This window comes from Pantoea sp. S-LA4 (assembly GCF_054482835.1).
The window spans coordinates 1,458,987-1,479,531 of record NZ_JBTLRC010000002.1 but is presented as its reverse complement, the minus strand read 5'-3'; the positions used below and the strand labels follow the sequence as shown (position 1 = coordinate 1,479,531).

General features: G+C 55.5%; 18 protein-coding genes, 1 other RNA gene and 1 other annotated feature. Of the genes, 4 read left to right on the top strand and 15 right to left on the bottom strand.

The genetic code is table 11. The annotated features are described in order from the left end of the window. Positions 1-22 precede the first annotated feature (22 nt). The gene (gene ydiJ, locus ACX3P5_RS07745; RefSeq protein ID WP_458968512.1) at positions 23-3,076 is read right to left on the bottom strand and encodes a D-2-hydroxyglutarate dehydrogenase YdiJ; all 3,054 of its coding nucleotides are present in this window, start codon (positions 3,074-3,076) and stop codon (positions 23-25) included. A 207-nt stretch (positions 3,077-3,283) separates the two neighbouring features. Between ydiJ and ydiK the strand changes: the two genes are divergently transcribed. Further along, on the top strand, positions 3,284-4,393 hold the full coding sequence (gene ydiK / locus ACX3P5_RS07740) for an AI-2E family transporter YdiK (RefSeq protein WP_233988187.1): 1,110 nt from the start codon (positions 3,284-3,286) through the stop codon (positions 4,391-4,393). Between the two features lie 264 nt (positions 4,394-4,657). Continuing rightward, positions 4,658-4,765: antisense sRNA RprA (rprA, locus tag ACX3P5_RS07735), an RNA gene on the top strand. 69 nt (positions 4,766-4,834) lie between these two features. On the opposite strand, the gene ppsA is transcribed toward rprA, so the two are convergent. Further along, on the bottom strand, positions 4,835-7,219 hold the full coding sequence (ppsA, locus tag ACX3P5_RS07730; RefSeq protein WP_233984477.1) for a phosphoenolpyruvate synthase: 2,385 nt from the start codon (positions 7,217-7,219) through the stop codon (positions 4,835-4,837). Positions 7,220-7,658: 439 nt separating this feature from the next. Between ppsA and ppsR the strand changes: the two genes are divergently transcribed. Next, positions 7,659-8,486 carry a posphoenolpyruvate synthetase regulatory kinase/phosphorylase PpsR gene (gene ppsR / locus ACX3P5_RS07725; RefSeq protein ID WP_094120311.1) on the top strand — a complete coding sequence of 276 codons (828 nt, stop codon included), beginning with the start codon at positions 7,659-7,661 and terminating at the stop codon, positions 8,484-8,486. Positions 8,487-8,638: 152 nt separating this feature from the next. Further along, complete coding sequence (locus ACX3P5_RS07720; protein ID WP_458968511.1) at positions 8,639-9,685, top strand: 3-deoxy-7-phosphoheptulonate synthase; 1,047 nt, start codon at positions 8,639-8,641, stop codon at positions 9,683-9,685. 1 nt (position 9,686) lies between these two features. Here ACX3P5_RS07720 and ACX3P5_RS07715 read toward each other — a convergent pair whose 3' ends face one another. From ACX3P5_RS07715 to infC, 13 genes are all read right to left on the bottom strand, one after another. Next, on the bottom strand, positions 9,687-11,138 hold the full coding sequence (locus ACX3P5_RS07715; protein WP_442956293.1) for a protein adenylyltransferase SelO: 1,452 nt from the start codon (positions 11,136-11,138) through the stop codon (positions 9,687-9,689). 85 nt (positions 11,139-11,223) lie between these two features. Further along, entirely contained in the window at positions 11,224-11,970 is a 747-nt protein-coding gene (locus ACX3P5_RS07710) for an EAL domain-containing protein (RefSeq protein WP_458968510.1), read from the bottom strand. A 295-nt stretch (positions 11,971-12,265) separates the two neighbouring features. Continuing rightward, the gene (locus ACX3P5_RS07705; RefSeq protein WP_233984480.1) at positions 12,266-12,724 is read right to left on the bottom strand and encodes a C40 family peptidase; all 459 of its coding nucleotides are present in this window, start codon (positions 12,722-12,724) and stop codon (positions 12,266-12,268) included. Positions 12,725-12,792: 68 nt separating this feature from the next. Next, a complete protein-coding gene (btuD, locus tag ACX3P5_RS07700; protein ID WP_458968509.1) occupies positions 12,793-13,542 on the bottom strand; it encodes a vitamin B12 ABC transporter ATP-binding protein BtuD in 750 nt (249 codons plus the stop codon). Continuing rightward, positions 13,543-14,088, bottom strand: a complete 546-nt coding sequence (locus ACX3P5_RS07695) for a glutathione peroxidase (protein ID WP_233984482.1) — start codon at positions 14,086-14,088, stop codon at positions 13,543-13,545. Positions 14,089-14,127: 39 nt separating this feature from the next. Further along, complete coding sequence (btuC, locus tag ACX3P5_RS07690) at positions 14,128-15,111, bottom strand: vitamin B12 ABC transporter permease BtuC (protein WP_233984483.1); 984 nt, start codon at positions 15,109-15,111, stop codon at positions 14,128-14,130. 175 nt (positions 15,112-15,286) lie between these two features. Further along, positions 15,287-15,589 carry an integration host factor subunit alpha gene (gene ihfA, locus ACX3P5_RS07685; protein ID WP_003853259.1) on the bottom strand — a complete coding sequence of 101 codons (303 nt, stop codon included), beginning with the start codon at positions 15,587-15,589 and terminating at the stop codon, positions 15,287-15,289. Between the two features lie 4 nt (positions 15,590-15,593). Beyond that, positions 15,594-17,981, bottom strand: coding sequence for a phenylalanine--tRNA ligase subunit beta (gene pheT / locus ACX3P5_RS07680; RefSeq protein WP_458968508.1), 2,388 nt, complete (start codon positions 17,979-17,981; stop codon positions 15,594-15,596). A gap of 14 nt (positions 17,982-17,995) precedes the next feature. Continuing rightward, positions 17,996-18,979: a phenylalanine--tRNA ligase subunit alpha gene (gene pheS / locus ACX3P5_RS07675; protein ID WP_094120303.1), complete on the bottom strand. Its 984-nt coding sequence runs from the start codon at positions 18,977-18,979 to the stop codon at positions 17,996-17,998. A 71-nt stretch (positions 18,980-19,050) separates the two neighbouring features. Further along, positions 19,051-19,176, bottom strand: a sequence feature (Phe leader region). Beyond that, positions 19,127-19,171: a pheST operon leader peptide PheM gene (pheM, locus tag ACX3P5_RS07670; RefSeq protein ID WP_106120997.1), complete on the bottom strand. Its 45-nt coding sequence runs from the start codon at positions 19,169-19,171 to the stop codon at positions 19,127-19,129. Its footprint overlaps the feature before it by 45 nt. Before the next feature lie 117 nt (positions 19,177-19,293). Then, positions 19,294-19,650, bottom strand: coding sequence for a 50S ribosomal protein L20 (gene rplT / locus ACX3P5_RS07665; protein WP_003853267.1), 357 nt, complete (start codon positions 19,648-19,650; stop codon positions 19,294-19,296). A 43-nt stretch (positions 19,651-19,693) separates the two neighbouring features. Then, complete coding sequence (gene rpmI / locus ACX3P5_RS07660; RefSeq protein ID WP_004157374.1) at positions 19,694-19,891, bottom strand: 50S ribosomal protein L35; 198 nt, start codon at positions 19,889-19,891, stop codon at positions 19,694-19,696. A 100-nt stretch (positions 19,892-19,991) separates the two neighbouring features. Beyond that, positions 19,992-20,543 (bottom strand): translation initiation factor IF-3, encoded by a 552-nt coding sequence (gene infC, locus ACX3P5_RS07655; RefSeq protein WP_094120302.1) that lies wholly within the window; start codon positions 20,541-20,543, stop codon positions 19,992-19,994. Positions 20,544-20,545: the final 2 nt, after the last annotated feature.

Genomic DNA, 20,545 nt, shown 5'->3' with positions numbered 1-20,545 from the left:
CGTGACGTCGCGCACAATTTTTTTACATAAGTTCTAACAATGCCTGCAGTGGATGTCGCATCCCGTTCCCTTCCACGCGTTTTACCTGGCTGCGGCAGGAGTAGCCGGTGGCCAGGCAGCGCTGGCGCGGCAGGCGCTGCAGTTGCGGATGCCAGGAGAGCGCGTAGATCCCCAGCGAGTTTTCGAAGTTTTTAGTTTCGTGGCCGTAGGTCCCTGCCATTCCACAGCAACCGACGTTGATGTTCTCCAGCTTGGCGCCAAAACGGGAAAAAATCTCCTGCCACTGATTGGGCGCGGACGGCAGCGCTGTCACTTCGGTACAGTGTCCAAACAGATACCATGACTCTCCGCTGGTGGTCTGTACCGCGCGTTCAGCCAGCGCCTGCTGTAGCCACTCATGCACCAGCAAGACGCTGAACTCACCGCGCGCCTCACCCAGCGTCTGATGATACTCATCGCGATAGCAGAGCACCGTGGCGGGATCGACGCCAACCATCGGCATTCCCAGCTTTGCCACCCGATTGAGGAAGTCAGCGGTACGGCTGGCGGTGCGGGCGAAACGTTGCAGGAAACCTTTCACATGCTGCGCTTTGCCATTCGGCGAAAACGGCAGCAGAACCGGTCGGTAGCCCAGCTTCTCAATCAGGCGGATAAAGTCATTCACCAGCTGCGCTTCATAGAAGCTGGTAAACGGGTCCTGCACCACCAGCACCGTGTCAGCGCGTTCAGCCAGCGAGAGCTGCTCCAGCTGTTCCAGCGTCATATTCATCGCCGGATGGCCGCTTAGCTGCTGTTTCAGCGTCGGTGAGGAGAGCAGCGGCAGATCGATCATGCCAATCTGCTTTTTGCTCAGCTCTTTCAGCCACGGCTGGCGCAGAAAGAAGTTAAAGGTTTTGGGCGCTTTCGCCATCAGCGGCGCGTAGCTTTCAACGGCCGCCACCAGATGATCGCTGACCGGCCGCAGATAACGGGTGTGGTAGAGCTGTAAGAAGCGCGAGCGGAATCCGGGAACGTCAATTTTGATTGGACACTGGGTCGAGCAGGCTTTACAGGCCAGACAGCCAGACATCGCCTCTTTGACCTCATGCGAAAAATCGTATTCGCCTTTACTGGCATGCCAGCTGTTGCGGGTACGGGCGATCAGCGCCCGCAGCGACAGTCGGTTCTCCGGCAGTTGCTGCTCCAGCACCAGCGGATCGACGCCCTGATTTGCCAGCAGTCGCAGCCATTCACGGGTCAGCGTCGCGCGCCCTTTCGGTGAATGAATACGGTTACGGGTGATCTTCATCGACGGACACATCGGGCTACGGGCATCAAAGTTAAAGCACAGACCGTTGCCGTTACACTCCATCGCACCGCGCCATTCATCGCGCACCGTGACCGGAATCTGGCGGTCAAACGTGCCACGCTTCTCCGCATCGACCTGCATCATCTCGTCATGGCTGTCAAACGGGGTGCAGATTTTGCCGGGGTTGAGGCGGTTAAGCGGATCGAATGCCGCTTTAATCCGACGCAATTCATTGAACAGGGTTTCGCCAAAAAATGCCGGGCTGTACTGCGCGCGGAATCCTTTCCCGTGCTCGCCCCAGAGTAAGCCGCCATAGCGCGCCGTCAGCGCCACCACTTCATCGGAGATCTGTTTCATCATCATCTCCTGCTGCGGATCGCACATATCCAGCGCCGGACGAACATGCAGCACGCCCGCATCGACATGCCCGAACATGCCATAACTCAGCCCGTGGCTGTCGAGCAAGGCGCGAAATTCAACAATGTAATCAGCCAGGCTCTCCGGCAGCACGGCAGTATCTTCTACAAACGGGATGGGCTTGGCGCGACCTTTGGCATTACCCAGCAGCCCGACCGCTTTTTTGCGCATATTATAAATGCGCTCAATGCCCTGCAGATCGTCGCAGAACTGATAACCGATGACGCCGCCCTGCTGTTGCGCCATCAGCGCATCCAGACGCGCGCACAGCTGGCTGATCTGGCTGTCGATTAATGCGGCATTGTCACCGGCAAATTCGACAATATTCAGCCCCAGCATCTCTTTATCCGGCACGTCGGTAATCAGCTCCCGCACCGAATGCCAGACGATATCTTCCCGCGCCAGATTCAGCACTTTCGAGTCGACGGTTTCGACCGACAGCGCCTGCGCTTCAACCATAAAAGGCGCATTGCGCAGGGCCGAATCGAACGAATCATATTTGATGTTGACCAGCCGGCGTACTTTCGGCAGCGGCGTGATGTCCAGCCGGGCTTCGGTAATAAAAGCCAGCGTTCCTTCGGCACCGCACAGCAGGCGCGTTAAATCGAAGGTTTGCATATCGTCGCTAAAGACGTGCCGCAGGTCATAGCCGGTCAGGAAACGGTTGAGACGCGGGAATTTTTCCAGAATCAGCGCGCGCTGTTCACGGCAGCGACTCAGCACCTGCTGATAGATCCGGCCTTCCGGCGTGGCCGTGCGGGCCAGCGTTTCGGCCAGTGCTGTCGCCATTGGCCGGGTATCCAGGATATCGCCGCCCAGCAGAACGGCTCGCAGTCCAATGACATGATCGGAGGTTTTACCATAGACCAGCGACCCCTGGCCGGAGGCATCGGTATTAATCATGCCGCCCAGCGTGGCGCGATTACTGGTCGACAGCTCAGGCGAGAAGAAGAAGCCAAACGGTTTAAGATAAGCATTCAACTGATCTTTGATAACGCCCGCTTCTACCCGCACCCAGCCTTCGTCAGTGTTAATCTCCAGGATGCGGTTCATGTAGCGCGACATATCCACCACAATACCCTGGTTCAGCGACTGGCCGTTGGTGCCGGTGCCACCACCGCGCGGCGTGAACACCAGGCTCTCAAAGCGTGACTCGCCGGCCAGCCGGGCAATCAGCGCAACATCGGCGGTTGAGCGTGGAAACAGTGCCGCATCGGGCAGCAGCTGATAGATGCTGTTGTCGGTGGAGAGTGAGAGGCGATCGGCATAGCTGGTGGCGGTATCGCCGGTAAAACCCTGCTCTTTCAGCGACTCGAGGAATGTCAGCACCAGTTGAACCAGGCCCGGCGCCTGCGAAATCTGTGGGATCATGATTGTCTGACCGAAGATGTTGTAAACGTTTGCGTTTGCGCGTTTGCGGTCCCTCGTTTTATCACATTTTTTCCACGGCTGCCGTTTTTTCAGGAAAGGTAAAAACCTTTCCCCGCGGCTCTGTTTAATCCGCGGTAAATAGATCATGATAAAAACGGGCGCAGAGAGCCCGGCAATGAAGGATTTGGATGAGGTTATGAATCAATGATGAAAAGCCTGTATCGGGACATGGATTTACCGCAGATACTTTTTACCCTGATGTTTATTCTGTTACTGATCATCGCCTGTTTATGGGTGGTACAGCCCTTTATTCTGGGGTTTGCCTGGGCCAGCATGGTGGTGATCGCTACCTGGCCACTGATGCTCAGGATACAGCGGCTGTTATGGGGACGTCGTTCACTGGCGGTGATCGCCATGACCCTGCTGCTGTTACTGCTGTTTATTATCCCTATTGCTCTGCTGGTCAGTAGCCTGATCGATAACAGCGCACCGGTAGTCGCCTGGGTAACGCAGGGGCACCTGGTGCCTCAGTTGTTATGGATTAATGATGTGCCGATGGTAGGCCGTAAACTTTACAGCAGTTATCACAAACTGGTGGAAGGCGGCGGCTCCGGCATCATGGCGAAAGTACAGCCCTATATTGGCCGCACTACCGGTTTCTTTGTGGCGCAGGCCGGCCATTTTGGTCGCTTTATGATTCACCTGGCGGTGATGCTGCTGTTCAGCGTGCTGCTCTACTGGCGTGGCGAACAGGCCGCGCAGGGCATCCGCCACTTCGCGTTCCGCATGGCCGGACGTCGTGGCGATGCTGCGGTACTGCTGGCGGCGCAGTCGATCCGCGCCGTGGCGCTGGGAGTGGTTGTCACCGCGCTGGTACAGGGCGTGCTGGGCGGCATTGGCCTGGCGATCTCCGGTATCCCCTATGCCACGCTGTTAACGGTGCTGATGATCCTCTGCTGCCTGGTGCAGATTGGTCCGCTGCTGGTGCTGGTGCCTGCCATTATCTATCTCTACTGGAGCGGCGATACTACCTGGGGCACCGTCCTGCTGGTCTGGAGTTGCGTCGTCGGCACGCTGGATAACGTGCTGCGACCGATGCTGATTCGGATGGGGGCTGACCTGCCGATGATCCTCATCCTCTCCGGTGTCATCGGCGGCCTGTTCGCGTTTGGTATGATTGGCCTGTTTATCGGTCCGGTAGTGCTGGCGGTCTCTTATCGCCTGGTTTCCGTCTGGGTACATGAAGCGCCCGCCCCGGACGACGACCCGCTGGCCGTGGCGGAGGCCCTCTCCGACCATGAAGAAACCCCACCTTAACGCCCTTTAAGCAATGATTAGTGCGGTTAATGATCATTAACCGCACCGCTTCTTCTTCTTCACCTTAATACTGTTTTCCATTAGCGGTTTTTAAGAAAAAAGCCATGTTTAGCCAGAAATGCACCATTCCGGGTTAAAAAAGATTATTTTCTGCACTGTTTCTTAAGTGAAATGCGCCATAAAAGGTGACAAAAGATTATCGGCCTTAAACTAATAAGAGGATTCTTAAAGACGCCAGCCGGTCTGGTGAATAACATGTTTCCTATGTTCGAAATCATCTTACTGATTTCTAAACAACAGTCTTCCCCTGAGTAGAGTAAAGAATTGCTGTGTGTAGTCTTTGCCCATCCCCTGTGATGGGCTTTTTTTTGCCCGCAATACAGCCACCTGATAAAAAAAAGGCCAGCTAAGCTGGCCTTGTCACTGCAATCGGTAGGATTGTCAGGCGGATTTATTGAGCTGTGCCAGGCTGACCCAGGTCTCAACCACGGTGTCCGGGTTGAGCGACAGGCTGTCTATCCCTTCTTCCATCAGCCAGGCGGCAAAGTCCTGGTGATCCGACGGACCCTGACCGCAAATCCCGACATACTTGCCCTGCTTTTTCGCCGCTTTGATCGCCATTGAAAGCAACGCCTTGACCGCGTCGTTACGCTCATCAAACAGCGCGGAAACCACGCCAGAGTCGCGGTCCAGCCCCAGCGTCAGCTGCGTCATATCGTTGGAGCCAATCGAGAAGCCGTCAAAGTGCTGCAGGAACTGCTCAGCCAGCAGGGCATTCGACGGGATCTCACACATCATGATCACCTTCAGCCCATTCTCGCCGCGCTTCAGTCCCTGACGCGCCAGCTCTTCCACCACCGCCTGCGCCTGATCGACGGTACGCACGAACGGAACCATGATCTCGACATTGGTCAGTCCCATCTCGTTGCGGACCCGCTTCACCGCTTCACACTCCAGCGCGAAGCAATCACGGAAGCTGTCAGCAACATAACGGCCGGCACCGCGGAAGCCGAGCATCGGATTTTCCTCTTCCGGCTCGTAACGTTCGCCCCCGACCAGATTGGCGTATTCGTTAGTTTTAAAATCGGAAAGTCGCACAATTACCCGTTTCGGCGCAAAAGCGGCACCAAGAGTGGCAATCCCTTCAGTCAGACGACCGATATAAAATTCTACCGGATCGTCGAATCCTTTCATCAGCTTGCGAATCTGCTGCTGTATTTCCGGCGTCTGCTGATCAAACTCCAGCAGGGCTTTAGGGTGAACGCCAATCATGCGGTTGATGATAAATTCCAGCCGCGCCAGGCCAACGCCCTCATTCGGCAGACAGGCGAAGTCAAAAGCCCGGTCAGGATTGCCGACGTTCATCATAATTTTCAGCGGCAGCTCCGGCAGGGAATCGACCTGCGAACTGGTGACGTCAAAGTCCAGCAGCTGATCGTAGACATAGCCGGTATCCCCTTCGGCGCAGGAGACCGTCACCTTATGACCTTCTTTCAGCCGATCGGTGGCATCTCCGCAGCCGACCACCGCCGGGATACCCAGTTCACGCGCAATGATCGCGGCATGACAGGTACGACCGCCACGGTTGGTCACGATTGCCGAGGCTTTTTTCATGATCGGTTCCCAGTCCGGGTCGGTCATGTCCGTGACCAGCACATCACCTTTTTCAATCCGGTTCATTTCGCTGATGTCGTGGATGACTTTCACTTCACCCGCGCCAATACGATGACCAATGGCACGACCTTCAACCACCACACTGCCCTGACCCTGCAGCGTATAGCGCTCCATCACCTGACCATTTGAGCGCACCGTTTCAGGCCGCGCCTGAACGATAAATAACTTGCCGGTATGACCATCTTTGGCCCATTCAATGTCCATCGGACGCTGATAGTGTTGTTCGATCAGCACCGCCTGCTGCGCCAGCGCCTGCACTTCGTCATCCGAGAGACAGAAGCGATCGCGCTCAGTTTCGGGCACATCTTCTATCCGGACCTGTTCGCCATGCGCCAGGGAATCGGCGTAAACCATACGCACTTTTTTCGACCCCATGTTGCGACGAACAATCGCCGGGCGGCCCGCCGCCAGCGTCGGTTTATGGACATAAAACTCATCCGGGTTGACCGCGCCCTGCACCACCATCTCACCCAGGCCCAGCGCCGCGGTGATGAAGACTACCTGGTCGAAGCCGGATTCGGTATCGATAGTAAACATCACGCCGGATGCAGCCAGATCGGAACGCACCATACGCTGAATGCCCGCTGACAGTGCGACGCCACGGTGATCATAGCCCTGATGGACACGGTAGGAGATTGCGCGATCGTTAAACAGTGAGGCATAAACATGTTTCACCGCCACCATCACTGCCTCAATGCCCTGCACGTTCAGGAACGTTTCCTGCTGGCCGGCAAATGAGGCATCGGGCATATCTTCGGCGGTCGCCGATGAACGTACGGCAAAAGAGGCATCAGCATCATCAGAAGAGAGTTGCTGGTAGGCCTCCAGGATCGCCGCTTCCAGTTCCGGCAAAAACGGCGTTTCGACTATCCACTGACGAATCTGCTTACCGGCTTTTGCCAGCGCATCAACATCATCAATATCGGTGCTATCCAGTAATGCATAAATGCGCTGGTTCAGTCCGCTTTGATCGAGAAACAGGTTGAAGGCGTAAGATGTGGTCGCAAAACCATTGGGTACCGATACTCCCAGCGACGACAGATTGGTAATCATTTCACCCAGAGAAGCATTTTTGCCTCCCACCCGATCAACATCATGCATGCCAAGCTGGTTATACCAGAGCACTAGCGGCTGTTCGCCTTTATTGGACATTGAGCTTATCCTTTATCAATGAATGGGCACATGGAATATTCTGCAATCAACCCATTCAGCCTGGCATAACGTCCTGCTAATAACGATCTGTTGAATCGTTAAAGCAGAATATCGGCAACAGATTCGGAATTGTGCATGGCGTAATTTTCTGTTGCGCAAGCCGCTTATTTTAAGCTAAATGACTGATGCAACAGTAAATCACCCATTTTCAGTCACTTAATAATCGATTTTTGTTGCGCAACAGGCTGAATGGCTGTTTTTATTGCCGCTTAAAGCCATCACGAAAATATGCGAAATGAAACACCCTTTCATTTTCTCTGCTGTGCTAAAACAGGGCGGTAATACTAAAAATGAAAAATTCATAACTGAATAATATGGATTATTTATTTTATCTTGCGGCACCGACTGACCGCTCACTCTTTTCAGAGGCCGACACGTCATGAGTACTGACAGAAGCGTTTTTTATATTTCCGATGGCACGGCCATCACCGCCGAAGTGCTGGGCCATGCGGTGCTGTCCCAGTTTCCGGTCAACATCACCAGCCTGACGCTGCCGTTCGTTGAAAACGTTCAGCGGGCGCAGGCGGTCAAAGCGCAGATTAATGCGCTCTATCAGCAGAGCGGCGTACGACCGCTGGTGTTCTTCTCTATTGTCACGCCGGAAGTGCGCGATATCATCGTGCAGAGTGAAGGCTTTTGTCAGGATATCGTGCAGGCGCTGGTGGCACCGTTACAGCAGGAACTGGGGCTGTCGCCAGCGCCGGTGGCGCACCGCACGCACGGTCTGGATGCCAGTAATCTCGGTAAATATGATGCGCGTATCGCCGCTATTGACTATACCCTGGCGCACGATGATGGCATTTCACTGCGCGGTCTGGAAGATGCGCAGGTGATTTTGCTGGGGGTATCGCGCTGTGGCAAAACGCCCACCAGCCTCTACCTGGCGATGCAGTTTGGTATCCGCGCCGCCAACTACCCGTTCATCGCCGATGATATGGATAACCTCAAACTGCCGCCGGCGCTGCGCGCCCATCAGCACAAACTGTTCGGGCTGACCATCGATCCGGAGCGGCTGGCCGCGATTCGCCAGGAGCGGGCGGAAAATACCCGTTACGCCTCAATGCGCCAGTGCCGGCTGGAAGTGGGTGAAGTGGAAGCGCTGTTCCGCACCCATCAGATTCGCTATCTCAACAGCACCAACTACTCGGTGGAGGAGATCGCCACCAAAATTCTCGACATTATGGGTCTGACCCGTCGCATGTATTAACGCGCTTTCCACGGCGGCGATGTAAAGCGTCGCTGCCGTCGGTTTTGATTTCATTATTAATTCCCGGGTTGAATTCGCAGGCTAATGGTTTATTGTGACCACCATCACTTCCCGGTATTTCACCGTTGCGAAGAATCGTTTTCGAGAAACTCATGAACAAAACCGACGAACTGCGTACCGCCCGCATTGGCAGTCTGATTACGCCTGCCAGCCTGGCGGCTGAGCATCCTGTTTCTGCCGCCATCGCGGATAATGTTACCGCCGCCCGCCAGCGCATCGCCCGTATCCTGACCGGTGAAGATCCGCGTCTGCTGGTGATTATAGGCCCCTGCTCGCTGCACGATCCGAAAGCGGCGCTGGAGTATGCGGAGCGCCTGAACGCGCTGCGCGTGCGTTATCAGGATCGACTGGAGATCGTGATGCGCGCCTACTTCGAGAAGCCTCGCACCGTGGTGGGCTGGAAGGGCCTTATCTCCGATCCCGACCTGGACGGCAGTTATGATGTCAACCGGGGTATCGGTATTGCCCGCCAGTTGCTGATTGATATCAACGCCCTGGGCTTGCCGACCGCAACAGAATTTCTTGATATGGTGATCGGACAGTTTATTGCTGACCTGATTAGCTGGGGCGCGATTGGCGCACGCACCACTGAAAGTCAGATTCACCGTGAAATGGCGTCGGCACTCTCCTGCCCGGTCGGCTTCAAAAACGGCACTGACGGCAACGTGCAAATTGCGGTGGATGCGATTCGCGCTGCCCGCGCCAGCCACATGTTTCTGTCGCCGGATAAGCAGGGCCAGATGACGATTTATCAGACCAGCGGCAACCCGCATGGTCATGTGATCCTGCGCGGTGGCAAAGCGCCAAACTATCATGCCAGCGATGTGGCAGATGCGGCGGCCAGCCTGGCGGAGTTTAATTTACCGCAACAGCTGGTGATCGACTTCAGCCACGGCAACTGCCTGAAGCAGCATCGCCGCCAGCTTGATGTGGCGGCGGATGTGGCGCAGCAGATTGAGACAGGATCGCGGGCCGTGGCTGGCGTAATGATTGAGAGCTTCCTGCAGGAAGGCAATCAGAAAGTGGTGGGCGGTCAACCGCTGGTTTACGGTCAGTCAATCACCGATCCCTGCCTCGGCTGGCAGGAGAGTGAAGCGGTGCTTGCCCTGCTCGCCGACGCGGTTTCCCGCCGTTTCTGAGTTAACTGGAGCAGCTGACCTCTAAAGTTTTACCCCAGTCTGGCGGCCGCTGACGATATTCAGCGGCGGTCAGATCGCTGAAAGGCTGCTGCAGTGCCTGGTGCAATCGCGCCAGCGCGCCCTGCTCTCCCCGCTCTGCCTCTTCAATTGCCTGCTGTGCCAGATAATTTCGCAGCACCACTGCCGGATTCGACGACTTCATCAGCGTCTGGCGCGTATCATCGCGACTCTCCTCCTGCAATAAGCGCGCACGATAACGCTGGTACCAGCTATCAAAGGCTTCACGATCGATAAACTCATCGCGCAGCGGTGAACGGGTTTCTGCCTGCTGGGTCTCACTTAACAGCCTGAAAGTCAGCGTGTAGTCGCTGTGCTCTTTGGTCATCAGCGCCAGCAGTTCAGTCAGAATCTCATTGTCGCCGCTCTCTGCCGTTTGCAAGCCGAGCTTAGCCCGCATCCGTTCGCCCCATATCCGCATCAGTTCCGGCTCGTAAACGCTCAGCGCCTGCTTCAGTTGTTCGGTGGTCATCAGCCCGGACAGCGCATGTGCCAGCCGGTTGAGATTCCACAGGCCGATCATCGGCTGGTTTTCGAAGCTGTAGCGGCCCTGATAATCGCTGTGATTACAGATGTAGTCGGGCTGGTAATCATCAAGAAAGCCGAACGGACCGTAATCGAGCGTCAGACCCAGAATCGACATGTTATCGGTGTTCATGACGCCATGAGCAAAACCGACACTTTGCCACTGCGCGATCAGGCGCGCGGTGCGCAGGACCACGTCGGTAAACCACAGCTGATAGCGGTCAGCCTCTTCCTGCCACTGCGGCCAGTGGTGGCGAATGGCGTAATCGGCCAGCTGCTGCACTTTCTCCTGCTGCTGGCTGTAGAAGAAATGCTCGAAGTGGCCGAAGCGCAGATGGCTCGGCGAAATGCGCATCAGCATGGCACCACGCTCCGGCGTTTCCCGATAAACCGGCTCATCACCAATGGATAAGGTCAGTGCGCGGGTGGTGGGGATCCCCAGGTGATGCAGCGCTTCTGAGGCCAGAAACTCACGCACGCTGGAGCGTATCACTGCACGACCGTCGCCCATGCGCGAATAGGGCGTCAGTCCCGCCCCTTTCAGATGCCAGTCGAGTTTGCTGCCATCCGCCAGCCGCTGCTCACCGAGCAGGATGCCACGGCCATCGCCCAGCTGTCCGGCCCAGACTCCAAACTGGTGTCCGCTGTAGACCTGAGCCAGCGGCTGCATGCCGGGCAACAAGGCCGCGCCCTGCCAGACATCATGACCGTCACCGGTAAACAGCGCCTCATCCAGCCCCATTTCGGTGGCCAGCGGGGCATTATGGTAAAGCAGGCGTCCGCCTGCCAGCGGAGTGGGGTTCAGTGCGGTGTAACACCCTGTCAGCTCGCGGAACCAGGTGTTATCAAAAGAGATCTTGCCAGAGGACATTGTTTCTCCCATGCGACGCTCAGCGATACGTCGTTCAGCTAAAACCTTCAGTGTAACGCTGATATCGGGGATTAAACAGGTCGCATCAGCCTGGATGCAAAGAGGAAGGCACGCGATTGTCAGCGCAAACCAGCGAAGACAACGCATCGGATTTAACCACCGGGAATAGCGCGCCCTGCAGATGCACGCCGTTAAGTTGCAGGGCTTTATCCAGCAGGCGATCGTCGTCTATGCCACAAATAATGATCTGATCGCAGTGAGAACGGAAGTTATCGACAATGCTTTGAATAAAGGGGATGAACGAAGCCCGTTTGGCCAGCGAATGAATAAATCCCTTATCAAGACTGATGCAGGTAAACAAATTATCGTAAACCGCATTGGCAGGTGATTTCCCGGCACCAAAATGCGAAAGCGATAAATTAAATTCAGCGTTCAGGCTCTGCAGCAACGGATTATTTCTGCCCAGTTTAAGTTGCGGAAACGTTTCAGTGATATCCAGCAGCACAAAGGGCAGCTGTTTTATTTTCCGCATCAGTAATTCATTTTCCAGCAGGGTGTGGGCCATCCCTTCGTCAATACGAATTAATGCAGAAATCGCGTGCGAATCAAATAGCGCGCGATTCTGTTCCAGTAAACCGATCTGACTTTGTAACAGCCGCAACTGCTGCGATTTGTCCAGCTGTGGCAGCAGCAGGTCCTGCGGCAGAGTGATAGGTGCACTCTCATGCACAAACTGGGTTACCAGCTCGACAGCGGTCAGCCGCCCATCAACATCACAGGCAGGATAGAACCAAATTTCCGACTGATAGTCGGCCGATAAGTGAATTTTCATTTCTACTGCCAGAATAAGCGGCGATAGTTATATCCTATCTGAATGGATACACGCAGGCAATAGGACCAAATCATTGAAGAGATGGACTTCTTTACCCTTCCACCGCCGTTTGCGGCCGGGTAATCACGCTTAAGCCAAATAGTGCCAATCAAAACCCGGTTATTAGTAGAAATAAAGGTGCACTTATTATGATTAATTAAATCCCGGCGGGATAAATATCATTTTAAATAAAACTTTTACCGGCGGGTTCCGGTCTATTTAAAATTGGACTTAAGTCAGCCTCTGCAGGCTGCGATTAAATGCGCCGCGCCTGCCAGAACACTTTGCGCCAGTAGACATTATCCAGTGAAGAGCGGATCACGCCCTGGCTGGTTGAGGCATGGATAAAGGCGTTGTCGGTATCGTAAATTCCGACGTGCAGGCCATTCTCGCCTCTGCCGGTTTTAAAGAACACTAAATCGCCAGGCAGCAGTTCATCTTTACTGATGCGCGTACCGATATCGCTCTGCGCCGCCGTGGTACGGGGCAGTTGCAGCGCGAATTTGTCGCGGAAGGTGAGATAGACAAAACCGGAGCAATCAACGCCGTTGCGGCTCATACCGCCATAACGATAAGGCGTGCCTCGCCAGTTGCCAAGCTGGTCATTCAGCTCTGCAATCACGGTGATCGAATCGGAAAGACGGCCATTAATGGGCGGCGCGTGATGACTGCATCCCGTCAGTAGCAGAACTAAAATCAGCAAAGCCAGGCGCATCGCCAAATGTCCTTATCAGAAGTTACGACCGGCTTAATGTAGCGGGAAAGCGCGCCGGGTGGCAAGTGTCAGGACTGTACCATCAGCAGTGTGCGCCCTTCTGTTTCCAGCTGGCGAAACGCAATCTGATACAGCGGGGTCAGCTGCGCCGGGGTCAGCACGGCCGCGGGCGTTCCCCGGGCGACAACTTCGCCCTGATGCATCAGCCAGACGCAATCGGCCCGTTGCAGGCTGTGATTGAGATCGTGGCTGCTGGCGATCACGCTGATGCCCGCAGCACACAGCCCGGCAATCAGATCATCCACCGCTTTCTGCTGCGCCAGATCCAGTGCCGTTAACGGTTCATCGAGTATCAGTAACCGGCCTTGCGGGTTGATCTGCGGATCGATCTGAGCACAGACCGCCGCCAGCCGGACGCGCTGCCACTCGCCACCTGACAGCTGGCTCAGCAGACGGGATAACTTATCATCGAGCTGCAGACGCTGGAGCAGCGTTGCCAGTCGCGCATCGGCGCGGGCATCATCCGGTTGCAGATGCAGGCGTAAATAGTGCCAGACCGGCATCTGACTGAGCGGTAACTGCTGCTGCGGCAGCCAGCCACGCACCCGTGCCAGCGCCTTGCCGTTCCATTCACTTAACGGACGCTCATCCAGCAGCACGCTGCCGTCAGCGGCTTGCAGACCCGCAATCACACTCAGTAAGGTGCTCTTGCCGGCCCCGTTCGGACCCGCCAGATGCAGCAACTGCCCGGCATCCAGCGTACTGCTAAACGGCAGTAGCCGTCCGGAGACGGCCACCTGTTTCAGCCGGAGCAGCATTTACTTTGCCAGTGCCTGCTTGATGGTTTCCAGAATGATCGGATCTTCTGGTGTCATATCGGGCGCAAAGCGCTGAATGATAGTGCCATCACGGCCAATCAGGAATTTTTCAAAGTTCCACAGGATATCGCCTGGCGCTTTCGGGCCGCGCCCCTTGCTCACCTGCCGCTCGTAGAAGCCGCTGCCTTCCGGACGCACCGCGTCGGGCCGTGCCGCCACCAGTTGCGCATAGAGCGGATGACGATGCTCGCCATTGACGTCTGTCTTCTCAAACATCGGGAACGTCACGCCATAAGTGGTGCTGCAGAACGTTTTGATCTCCTCGCTGCTGCCCGGCTCCTGCTCAAGAAACTGATTGCAGGGAAAGCCCAGCACGCTGAAACCGTCGTCCTGCCAGGCTTTTTGCAGATTTTCCAGCTCCTCATACTGCGGTGTCAGACCGCATTTCGACGCCACATTGACCACCAGCAGCACCTTGCCCTGCCACTGTGACAGCGTGGTTTTTTCCCCATCAAGCGTAACCAGTTCAGTTTGATAAATGCTCATTCTGGATTCCTATCGTGGATGTTAAATAACCAGCCGAGGCTAGCGTGAAGATTTCAGCAGTAGCGCAATAAACAGCGGCGCACCGAGGGTCGCGGTCACCACGCCGATCGGTAATTCTGCAGCGGTCAGCGCCAGACGGGCGATAATATCGGCACCCAGCAGCACACTGCCACCGGCCAGCGCAGATGCCGGTAGCAGATAGCGGTGATCGCTGATGCCGCTCAGGCGCAGCAGGTGCGGGATCACCAGCCCGACAAAGCCGATGGCTCCCGCCATCGCCACACTGACGCCCACCAGCCAGCCCATCGCCAGCACCAGCAGATTGCGCCAGTAGAACAGCGACAGGCCGAGCTGCCGCGCCGAGGTCTCGCCCAATGCCAGCAGATTCAGTATCCGGCCGCTGCCGTTCAGCGCCAGCATCACCGGCAATATGCCCAGCATCATCCAGCCGTAGCGCCAGTCAATCCCGCTGAATCCGCCCATCATCCAGTACATCAGCTGACGTAAGTCGAGACTGGTACTGAAGTAGACGGCCCAGGTCATGATGGCGCTGCAGATGATGCCCAGCGCAACGCCGGTCAGCAGCAGCCGGGTCACCGAAAGCTGGCGATGGGCGAAATGCAGCAGAATCAGGGTAACGATCAGCGCGCCAGCCATCGCGGCGAGGCTCAGGCTCCACAGCGATCCGCTGCCGAGCAGGACCCCGAGTACCAGCCCGATCCCGGCGCCATTCGAGACGCCAAGCAGTCCTGGCTCTGCCAGCGGATTAGTAAACAGCGCCTGCATTACCACGCCGCACACCGCCAGCGAGGCGCCAACCAATACCACCGCCAGGCTGCGCGGCAGCCGCAACTGCCAGACAAACAGCCGGCCGCTATCACTCAGCCAGCGCGAAGGCGCAATCCAGCTGTCGCCGGCGCACAGGCTGACAACAAGCAGCGCAAGCAGCGCAATACTCAGTCCCACCAGCCATTTCTGGCTGCGGCGGTCGGCCTGGTGAGCAAGCTGGTCTAGCAGAGACATAAGCAGGATTAGCTGAGAAAACAGAGATTTGATTGTAGAGGGATTGCAGAAAAAAGAAAGGCTGGCAGTGAAGCCGTCAGGCTGAGCGGTAAATCGTGTGGCGATAGCGGCGGGCGGTGGTGAAAACGGGGTAATAAAAAAAGGCCGCTTGCGCGGCCTTTTTGAAACGCTGAAATCAGTCAGTTTCTTTGGGTGTGGCGTTCTCTACGCGGCTTTTCAGCTTCTGCCCTGGGCGGAAGGTTACTACGCGACGCGCAGTAATCGGAATATCTTCCCCCGTTTTCGGGTTTCTGCCAGGACGCTGGTTTTTGTCGCGCAGGTCGAAATTACCAAACCCAGACAGTTTTACCTGTTCTCCATTTTCCAAAGCGCGGCGTACCTCTTCAAAAAACAGCTCTACCAACTCTTTCGCATCGCGTTTGCTCAGCCCGAGTTTCTCAAACAGGTACTCTGACATTTCAGCTTTTGTAAGCGCCATAGGTTCAATCCCTCAAGGTTGCCTGGAATCGCTCTTTTAATGCCGCAACGCATTTGCCAACGGTCGCGGCAATCTCCTCTTCTTCGAGTGTCCGGCTGGTATCCTGCAAAATCAGGCTGATTGCGAGGCTCTTGTAACCCTCAGAAACGCCCTTACCGCGGTACACGTCAAACAAGTTTACGCCAACTACCTGATTTACGCCAACTTTCTTACACTCCGCGATGATATCTGCTGCAGGGACGTTTTCAGACACCACAACGGCAATGTCACGACGGTTCGCCGGGAAGCGTGAAATCTCGCGCGCATCAGGCAGGACGCGGTCTGCGACCTTATTCCAAAGCAGTTCAAAGACTAAGGTGCGGCCATTGAGATCAAGCTTACGTTCCAGCTCAGGATGAACCACTCCGATAAATCCGATTCGTTCATCATGCAAATAAATCGCAGCGCTCTGTCCTGGGTGCAACGCCGGATTGGCTTCAGCACGGAAGCTGATGTCATCCAGTTTGCCGGTTAAATCGAGCAGCGATTCTAAATCGCCTTTTAAATCATAGAAGTCAACCGTCTGGCGCGCCAGATCCCAGTGCTCTTCCGCGCGGTTGCCGCTCAGTACGCCAGCCAGCATAAGATCCTGACGGATGCCGAGATCGGCCTGAGTATCTGGCACAAAGCGTAATCCGCTCTCAAACAGACGCACCCGGCTCTGCTGACGGTTCTGGTTATAGACCACCGCGCTGAGTAAACCGGTCCACAGAGAGAGACGCATGGTCGACATATCGCTGGAGATCGGGCTTGGCAGCAGCAGCGCCTCTTCACCCGGATGCAGCAGCTGTTGGATTTTCGGGTCAACGAAGCTGTAGGTGATCGCTTCCTGATAGCCTTTGTCGACCAGCAGAGTTTTGGCACGCTTCAGCGACAGGTTCGCTTCGCGGTGCTTCGTCATCACCAGGCCAGCCTGAACCGGCACGTCCGGAATGTTGTTGTAGCCGTAGATACGGGCGACTTCTTCAACCAGATCTTCTTCAATCGCCATATCAAAACGCCAGCTCGGCGCAACCGCCTGCCACTGGCCTTCAGCCACGCTGACCTGACAACCGAGACGGGTCAGAATATCGGTCACCTGCTCATCCGGGATAAAGTGACCAATCAGACGGTCCAGCTTCTCACGACGCAGAGTGATGGTAGCCTGCGGCGGTAACGCAGCCTGCTGAGTCTGATCGATGATCGGGCCCGCTTCGCCACCACAAATCTCTAACAGCAGCGCAGTCGCACGCTCCAGAGCCATATGTTGCAGTGCCGGGTCTACGCCACGCTCATAGCGATGTGACGCATCGGTATGCAGGCCATGACGACGCGCACGGCCGGTAATCGAGAGCGGATCAAAAAAGGCGCACTCAAACAGGATATTTTGCGTTTCGCTGTTCACACCGGAATGCTCGCCGCCAAAAATACCGGCCATCGCCAGCGCTTTATGGTGATCGGCGATCACTAAGGTATCGCTCTGCAGCGTGGCTTCGGTGCCGTCCAGCAGCGTCAGGGTTTCGCCCTCTTTCGCCATCCGCACCACGATCCCGCCATCAATGCGGTCGAGATCAAAGGCATGCATCGGCTGACCCAGCTCCAGCAGCACATAGTTAGTGATATCGACGATCGGGTCGATAGAGCGAATACCACAGCGGCGCAGCTTCTCTTTCATCCACAGCGGAGTAGCCGCCGTGACGTTGACGCCTTTCACGACGCGGCCCAGATAGCGCGGGCAGGCATCGGTCGCATCGACGCGAATCGGGAAGGTTTCGCTCAGGGTGGCCGCGACCGGTGTGATCTCAGGCATATTGAGCGGCAGGCCATTCAGTACCGCCACATCACGCGCAATACCGATGATGCCCAGACAGTCGGCGCGGTTCGGCGTGACGCTGATTTCGATGGTGTTATCATTCAGCTGCAGATAGTCGCGGATGTCAGACCCGATCGGCGCGTCCGCTGGCAGCTCGATAATGCCGTTGTGGTCGTCGGAAATGCCCAGCTCGGAGAAGGAGCAGAGCATCCCTTCGGACGGTTCGCCACGCAGTTTTGCCGCTTTGATTTTGAAATCACCCGGCAGCACGGCACCCACCGTTGCTACGGCGACTTTCAGGCCCTGGCGGCAGTTTGGCGCGCCACAGACGATATCCAGCAGGCGATCGCCGCCAACGTTGATTTTAGTGACGCGCAGTTTGTCGGCGTTCGGGTGCTGGCCGCACTCAACCACTTCACCCACTACCACGCCGTGAAACGCGCCCGCGACCGGGTCAACGCCATCCACTTCCAGACCGGCCATGGTGATTTGCTCAGACAGCGCCGCGCTGTCCAGGGCTGGATTTACCCATTCGCGTAACCAGAGTTCACTGAATTTCATTGGATAACCTGCCCTTACTTAAATTGTTTGAGGAAACGTAAATCGTTTTCGAAGAATGCACGCAGATCGGTGACGCCATAGCGCAGCATGGTCAGACGTTCCATACCCATGCCAAAGGCGAAGCCGGAGTAAACTTCCGGATCGATACCCACATTGCGCAGTACGTTTGGATGCACCATGCCGCAGCCCAGCACTTCCAGCCATTTGCCGTTTTTGCCCATCACATCCACTTCCGCTGAAGGCTCGGTGAACGGGAAATAGGAGGGACGGAAACGAATCTGCAAATCTTCTTCGAAGAAGTTGTTCAGGAAATCGTGCAGCGTGCCTTTGAGATTGGTGAAGCTGATATTTTTGTCGACAATCAGCCCTTCCATCTGATGAAACATCGGCGTGTGGGTCTGATCGTAATCGTTACGGTAGACACGGCCTGGCGCGATGATGCGAATCGGCGGCTGCTGATTTTTCATGGTGCGGATCTGCACGCCGGACGTCTGGGTACGCAGCAGTCGCGTGGCGTCGAACCAGAAGGTATCGTGATCGGCACGCGCCGGGTGATGTCCGGGAATATTCAGTGCATCAAAGTTATGGTAGTCATCTTCGATTTCCGGGCCTGTCACCACCGCGAAACCCAATTCGCCGAAAAAGGTTTCGATACGATCGATAGTGCGGGTCACCGGATGCAGTCCGCCATTCTCAATCCGGCGGCCAGGCAGTGAAACATCAATGGTTTCGGCGGCCAGACGCGCGTTCAGTACCGCAGACTCCAGCGCATCTTTACGGGCATTCAGACGTTCAGTGACCTGCTGTTTCGCTTCGTTGATCACCGCACCGGCTGCCGGACGCTCGTCGGCTGGCAGCTCACGTAAGGTGGTCATCTGCAGGGTCAGATGGCCTTTCTTACCCAGATATTCGACGCGCACCGCGTCAAGGGCGGCGATATCTGTCGCCCCGTCGATGGCCGCCGTGGCGTTGGCCACCAGTTCTGCGAGTTGGGACATAGTTTCCTCTTTTTCCAGTCAGGCTGGTCAGTTCTCGTTGGGACCTGCCGGTCCAATATGCTAGCGCCAGAAACAAAAAAGCCTCCACGAGGGAGGCTTTCAGCGCGATTTTTCGTTTCTCTTCTTATGCGCAAAAGCCCCCGAATGTCAGGCGCTAAAGTAAAAAAAGAAACGGAAAATAGCAGCATTCATGCTTGCGGTTACCTTGTCATGAACCATGAGGGCACTATTGAAATGCGTTGCGATGAAAATGTCAATCTTTTGCGCGAGTTACAGGCAATAAAAAAGGGAGCAAGCTCCCTTTTTCATCCGGCTTACGCCAGTGCTGATTTCGCTTTTTCGACCAGTGCAGAGAATGCCACTTTGTCGAATACGGCGATGTCAGCCAGGATCTTACGGTCGATCTCAATGGCTGCTTTTTTCAGACCATTGATGAAACGGCTGTAAGACATGCCGTTCTGACGTGCCGCTGCGTTGATACGCGCGATCCACAGCTGACGGAACTGACGCTTACGTTGACGACGGTCACGGTAAGCATACTGACCAGCTTTGATAACAGCCTGGAAGGCAACGCGGTAAACACGTGAACGTGCACCGTAATAGCCTTTAGCTTGTTTTAAGATTTTTTTGTGACGTGCGCGAGCAACTACACCACGTTTTACACGAGCCATTTAGCTCTCCTGTTTAATATTCTGAATTAATGAAAAAATTTACTTATGCGTATGGCAGGCAGGCAATAACCAGACCCAGATCGCCTTTAGACACCATGCCTTTAGGGCGCAGGTGACGTTTACGCTTAGTAGATTTTTTGGTCAGAATATGACGCAGGTTTGCGTGCTTACGCTTGAAGCCGCCAGAAGCGGTCTTCTTGAAGCGCTTAGCCGCGCCACGTACAGTTTTAATCTTTGGCATTTTAAAAAATATCCACTTCGCATTGTTGATAACATGACCCAGACAGGCGAACAGAAAACCGCACAGCGCGAACGCTGCGCGGTCAATGCTACTTGAAAGCCTACTGTTTCTTCTTAGGAGCGAGCACCATGATCATCTGGCGGCCTTCGATCTTCGAAGGGAAGGATTCGACAATGGCCAAATCCAGATCTTCACACAGGTCTTTACGGACGCGGTTAAGCACTTCCATACCGATCTGCTGGTGCGCCATCTCACGACCGCGGAAACGCAGCGTGATTTTGGCTTTATCGCCTTCTTCCAGAAAGCGAATCAGGTTGCGTAGTTTGACCTGATAGTCGCCATCATCGGTTCCAGGACGGAATTTAATTTCCTTAACCTGAATAACTTTTTGCTTCTTCTTCTGTTCCTTAGAAGATTTGCTTTTTTCATAGAGGAACTTGCCGTAATCCATAATGCGGCAAACCGGCGGTTCGGCATTCGGGCTGATCTCAACCAGATCAGCACCCGATTCCTCGGCTTTTTCCAAAGCTTCGCGTAATGTGACAATGCCAATCGGCTCGCCATCCATGCCTGTTAAGCGCACTTCAGTCGCACGGATTTCACTGTTGATTTTGTTCGGTCGCGTCGGTAGTACTCGTTTTCCGCCTTTAATAC

Bases quoted from the DNA above. Each gene is read 5' to 3' on its own strand.
- pheS (WP_094120303.1), bottom strand. From the start codon at position 18,979: ATGTCCCAACTCGCAGAACTGGTGGCCAACGCCACGGCGGCCATCGAC.
- ihfA (WP_003853259.1), bottom strand. From the start codon at position 15,589: ATGGCGCTTACAAAAGCTGAAATGTCAGAGTACCTGTTTGAGAAACTC.
- ACX3P5_RS07710 (WP_458968510.1), bottom strand. From the start codon at position 11,970: ATGAAAATTCACTTATCGGCCGACTATCAGTCGGAAATTTGGTTCTAT.
- ppsR (WP_094120311.1), top strand. From the start codon at position 7,659: ATGAGTACTGACAGAAGCGTTTTTTATATTTCCGATGGCACGGCCATC.
- ydiJ (WP_458968512.1), bottom strand. From the start codon at position 3,076: ATGATCCCACAGATTTCGCAGGCGCCGGGCCTGGTTCAACTGGTGCTG.
- btuD (WP_458968509.1), bottom strand. From the start codon at position 13,542: ATGCTGCTCCGGCTGAAACAGGTGGCCGTCTCCGGACGGCTACTGCCG.
- btuC (WP_233984483.1), bottom strand. From the start codon at position 15,111: ATGTCTCTGCTAGACCAGCTTGCTCACCAGGCCGACCGCCGCAGCCAG.
- pheT (WP_458968508.1), bottom strand. From the start codon at position 17,981: ATGAAATTCAGTGAACTCTGGTTACGCGAATGGGTAAATCCAGCCCTG.
- ACX3P5_RS07695 (WP_233984482.1), bottom strand. From the start codon at position 14,088: ATGAGCATTTATCAAACTGAACTGGTTACGCTTGATGGGGAAAAAACC.
- ydiK (WP_233988187.1), top strand. From the start codon at position 3,284: ATGAAAAGCCTGTATCGGGACATGGATTTACCGCAGATACTTTTTACC.
- ACX3P5_RS07720 (WP_458968511.1), top strand. From the start codon at position 8,639: ATGAACAAAACCGACGAACTGCGTACCGCCCGCATTGGCAGTCTGATT.
- rplT (WP_003853267.1), bottom strand. From the start codon at position 19,650: ATGGCTCGTGTAAAACGTGGTGTAGTTGCTCGCGCACGTCACAAAAAA.
- ACX3P5_RS07715 (WP_442956293.1), bottom strand. From the start codon at position 11,138: ATGTCCTCTGGCAAGATCTCTTTTGATAACACCTGGTTCCGCGAGCTG.
- ppsA (WP_233984477.1), bottom strand. From the start codon at position 7,219: ATGTCCAATAAAGGCGAACAGCCGCTAGTGCTCTGGTATAACCAGCTT.
- rpmI (WP_004157374.1), bottom strand. From the start codon at position 19,891: ATGCCAAAGATTAAAACTGTACGTGGCGCGGCTAAGCGCTTCAAGAAG.
- ACX3P5_RS07705 (WP_233984480.1), bottom strand. From the start codon at position 12,724: ATGCGCCTGGCTTTGCTGATTTTAGTTCTGCTACTGACGGGATGCAGT.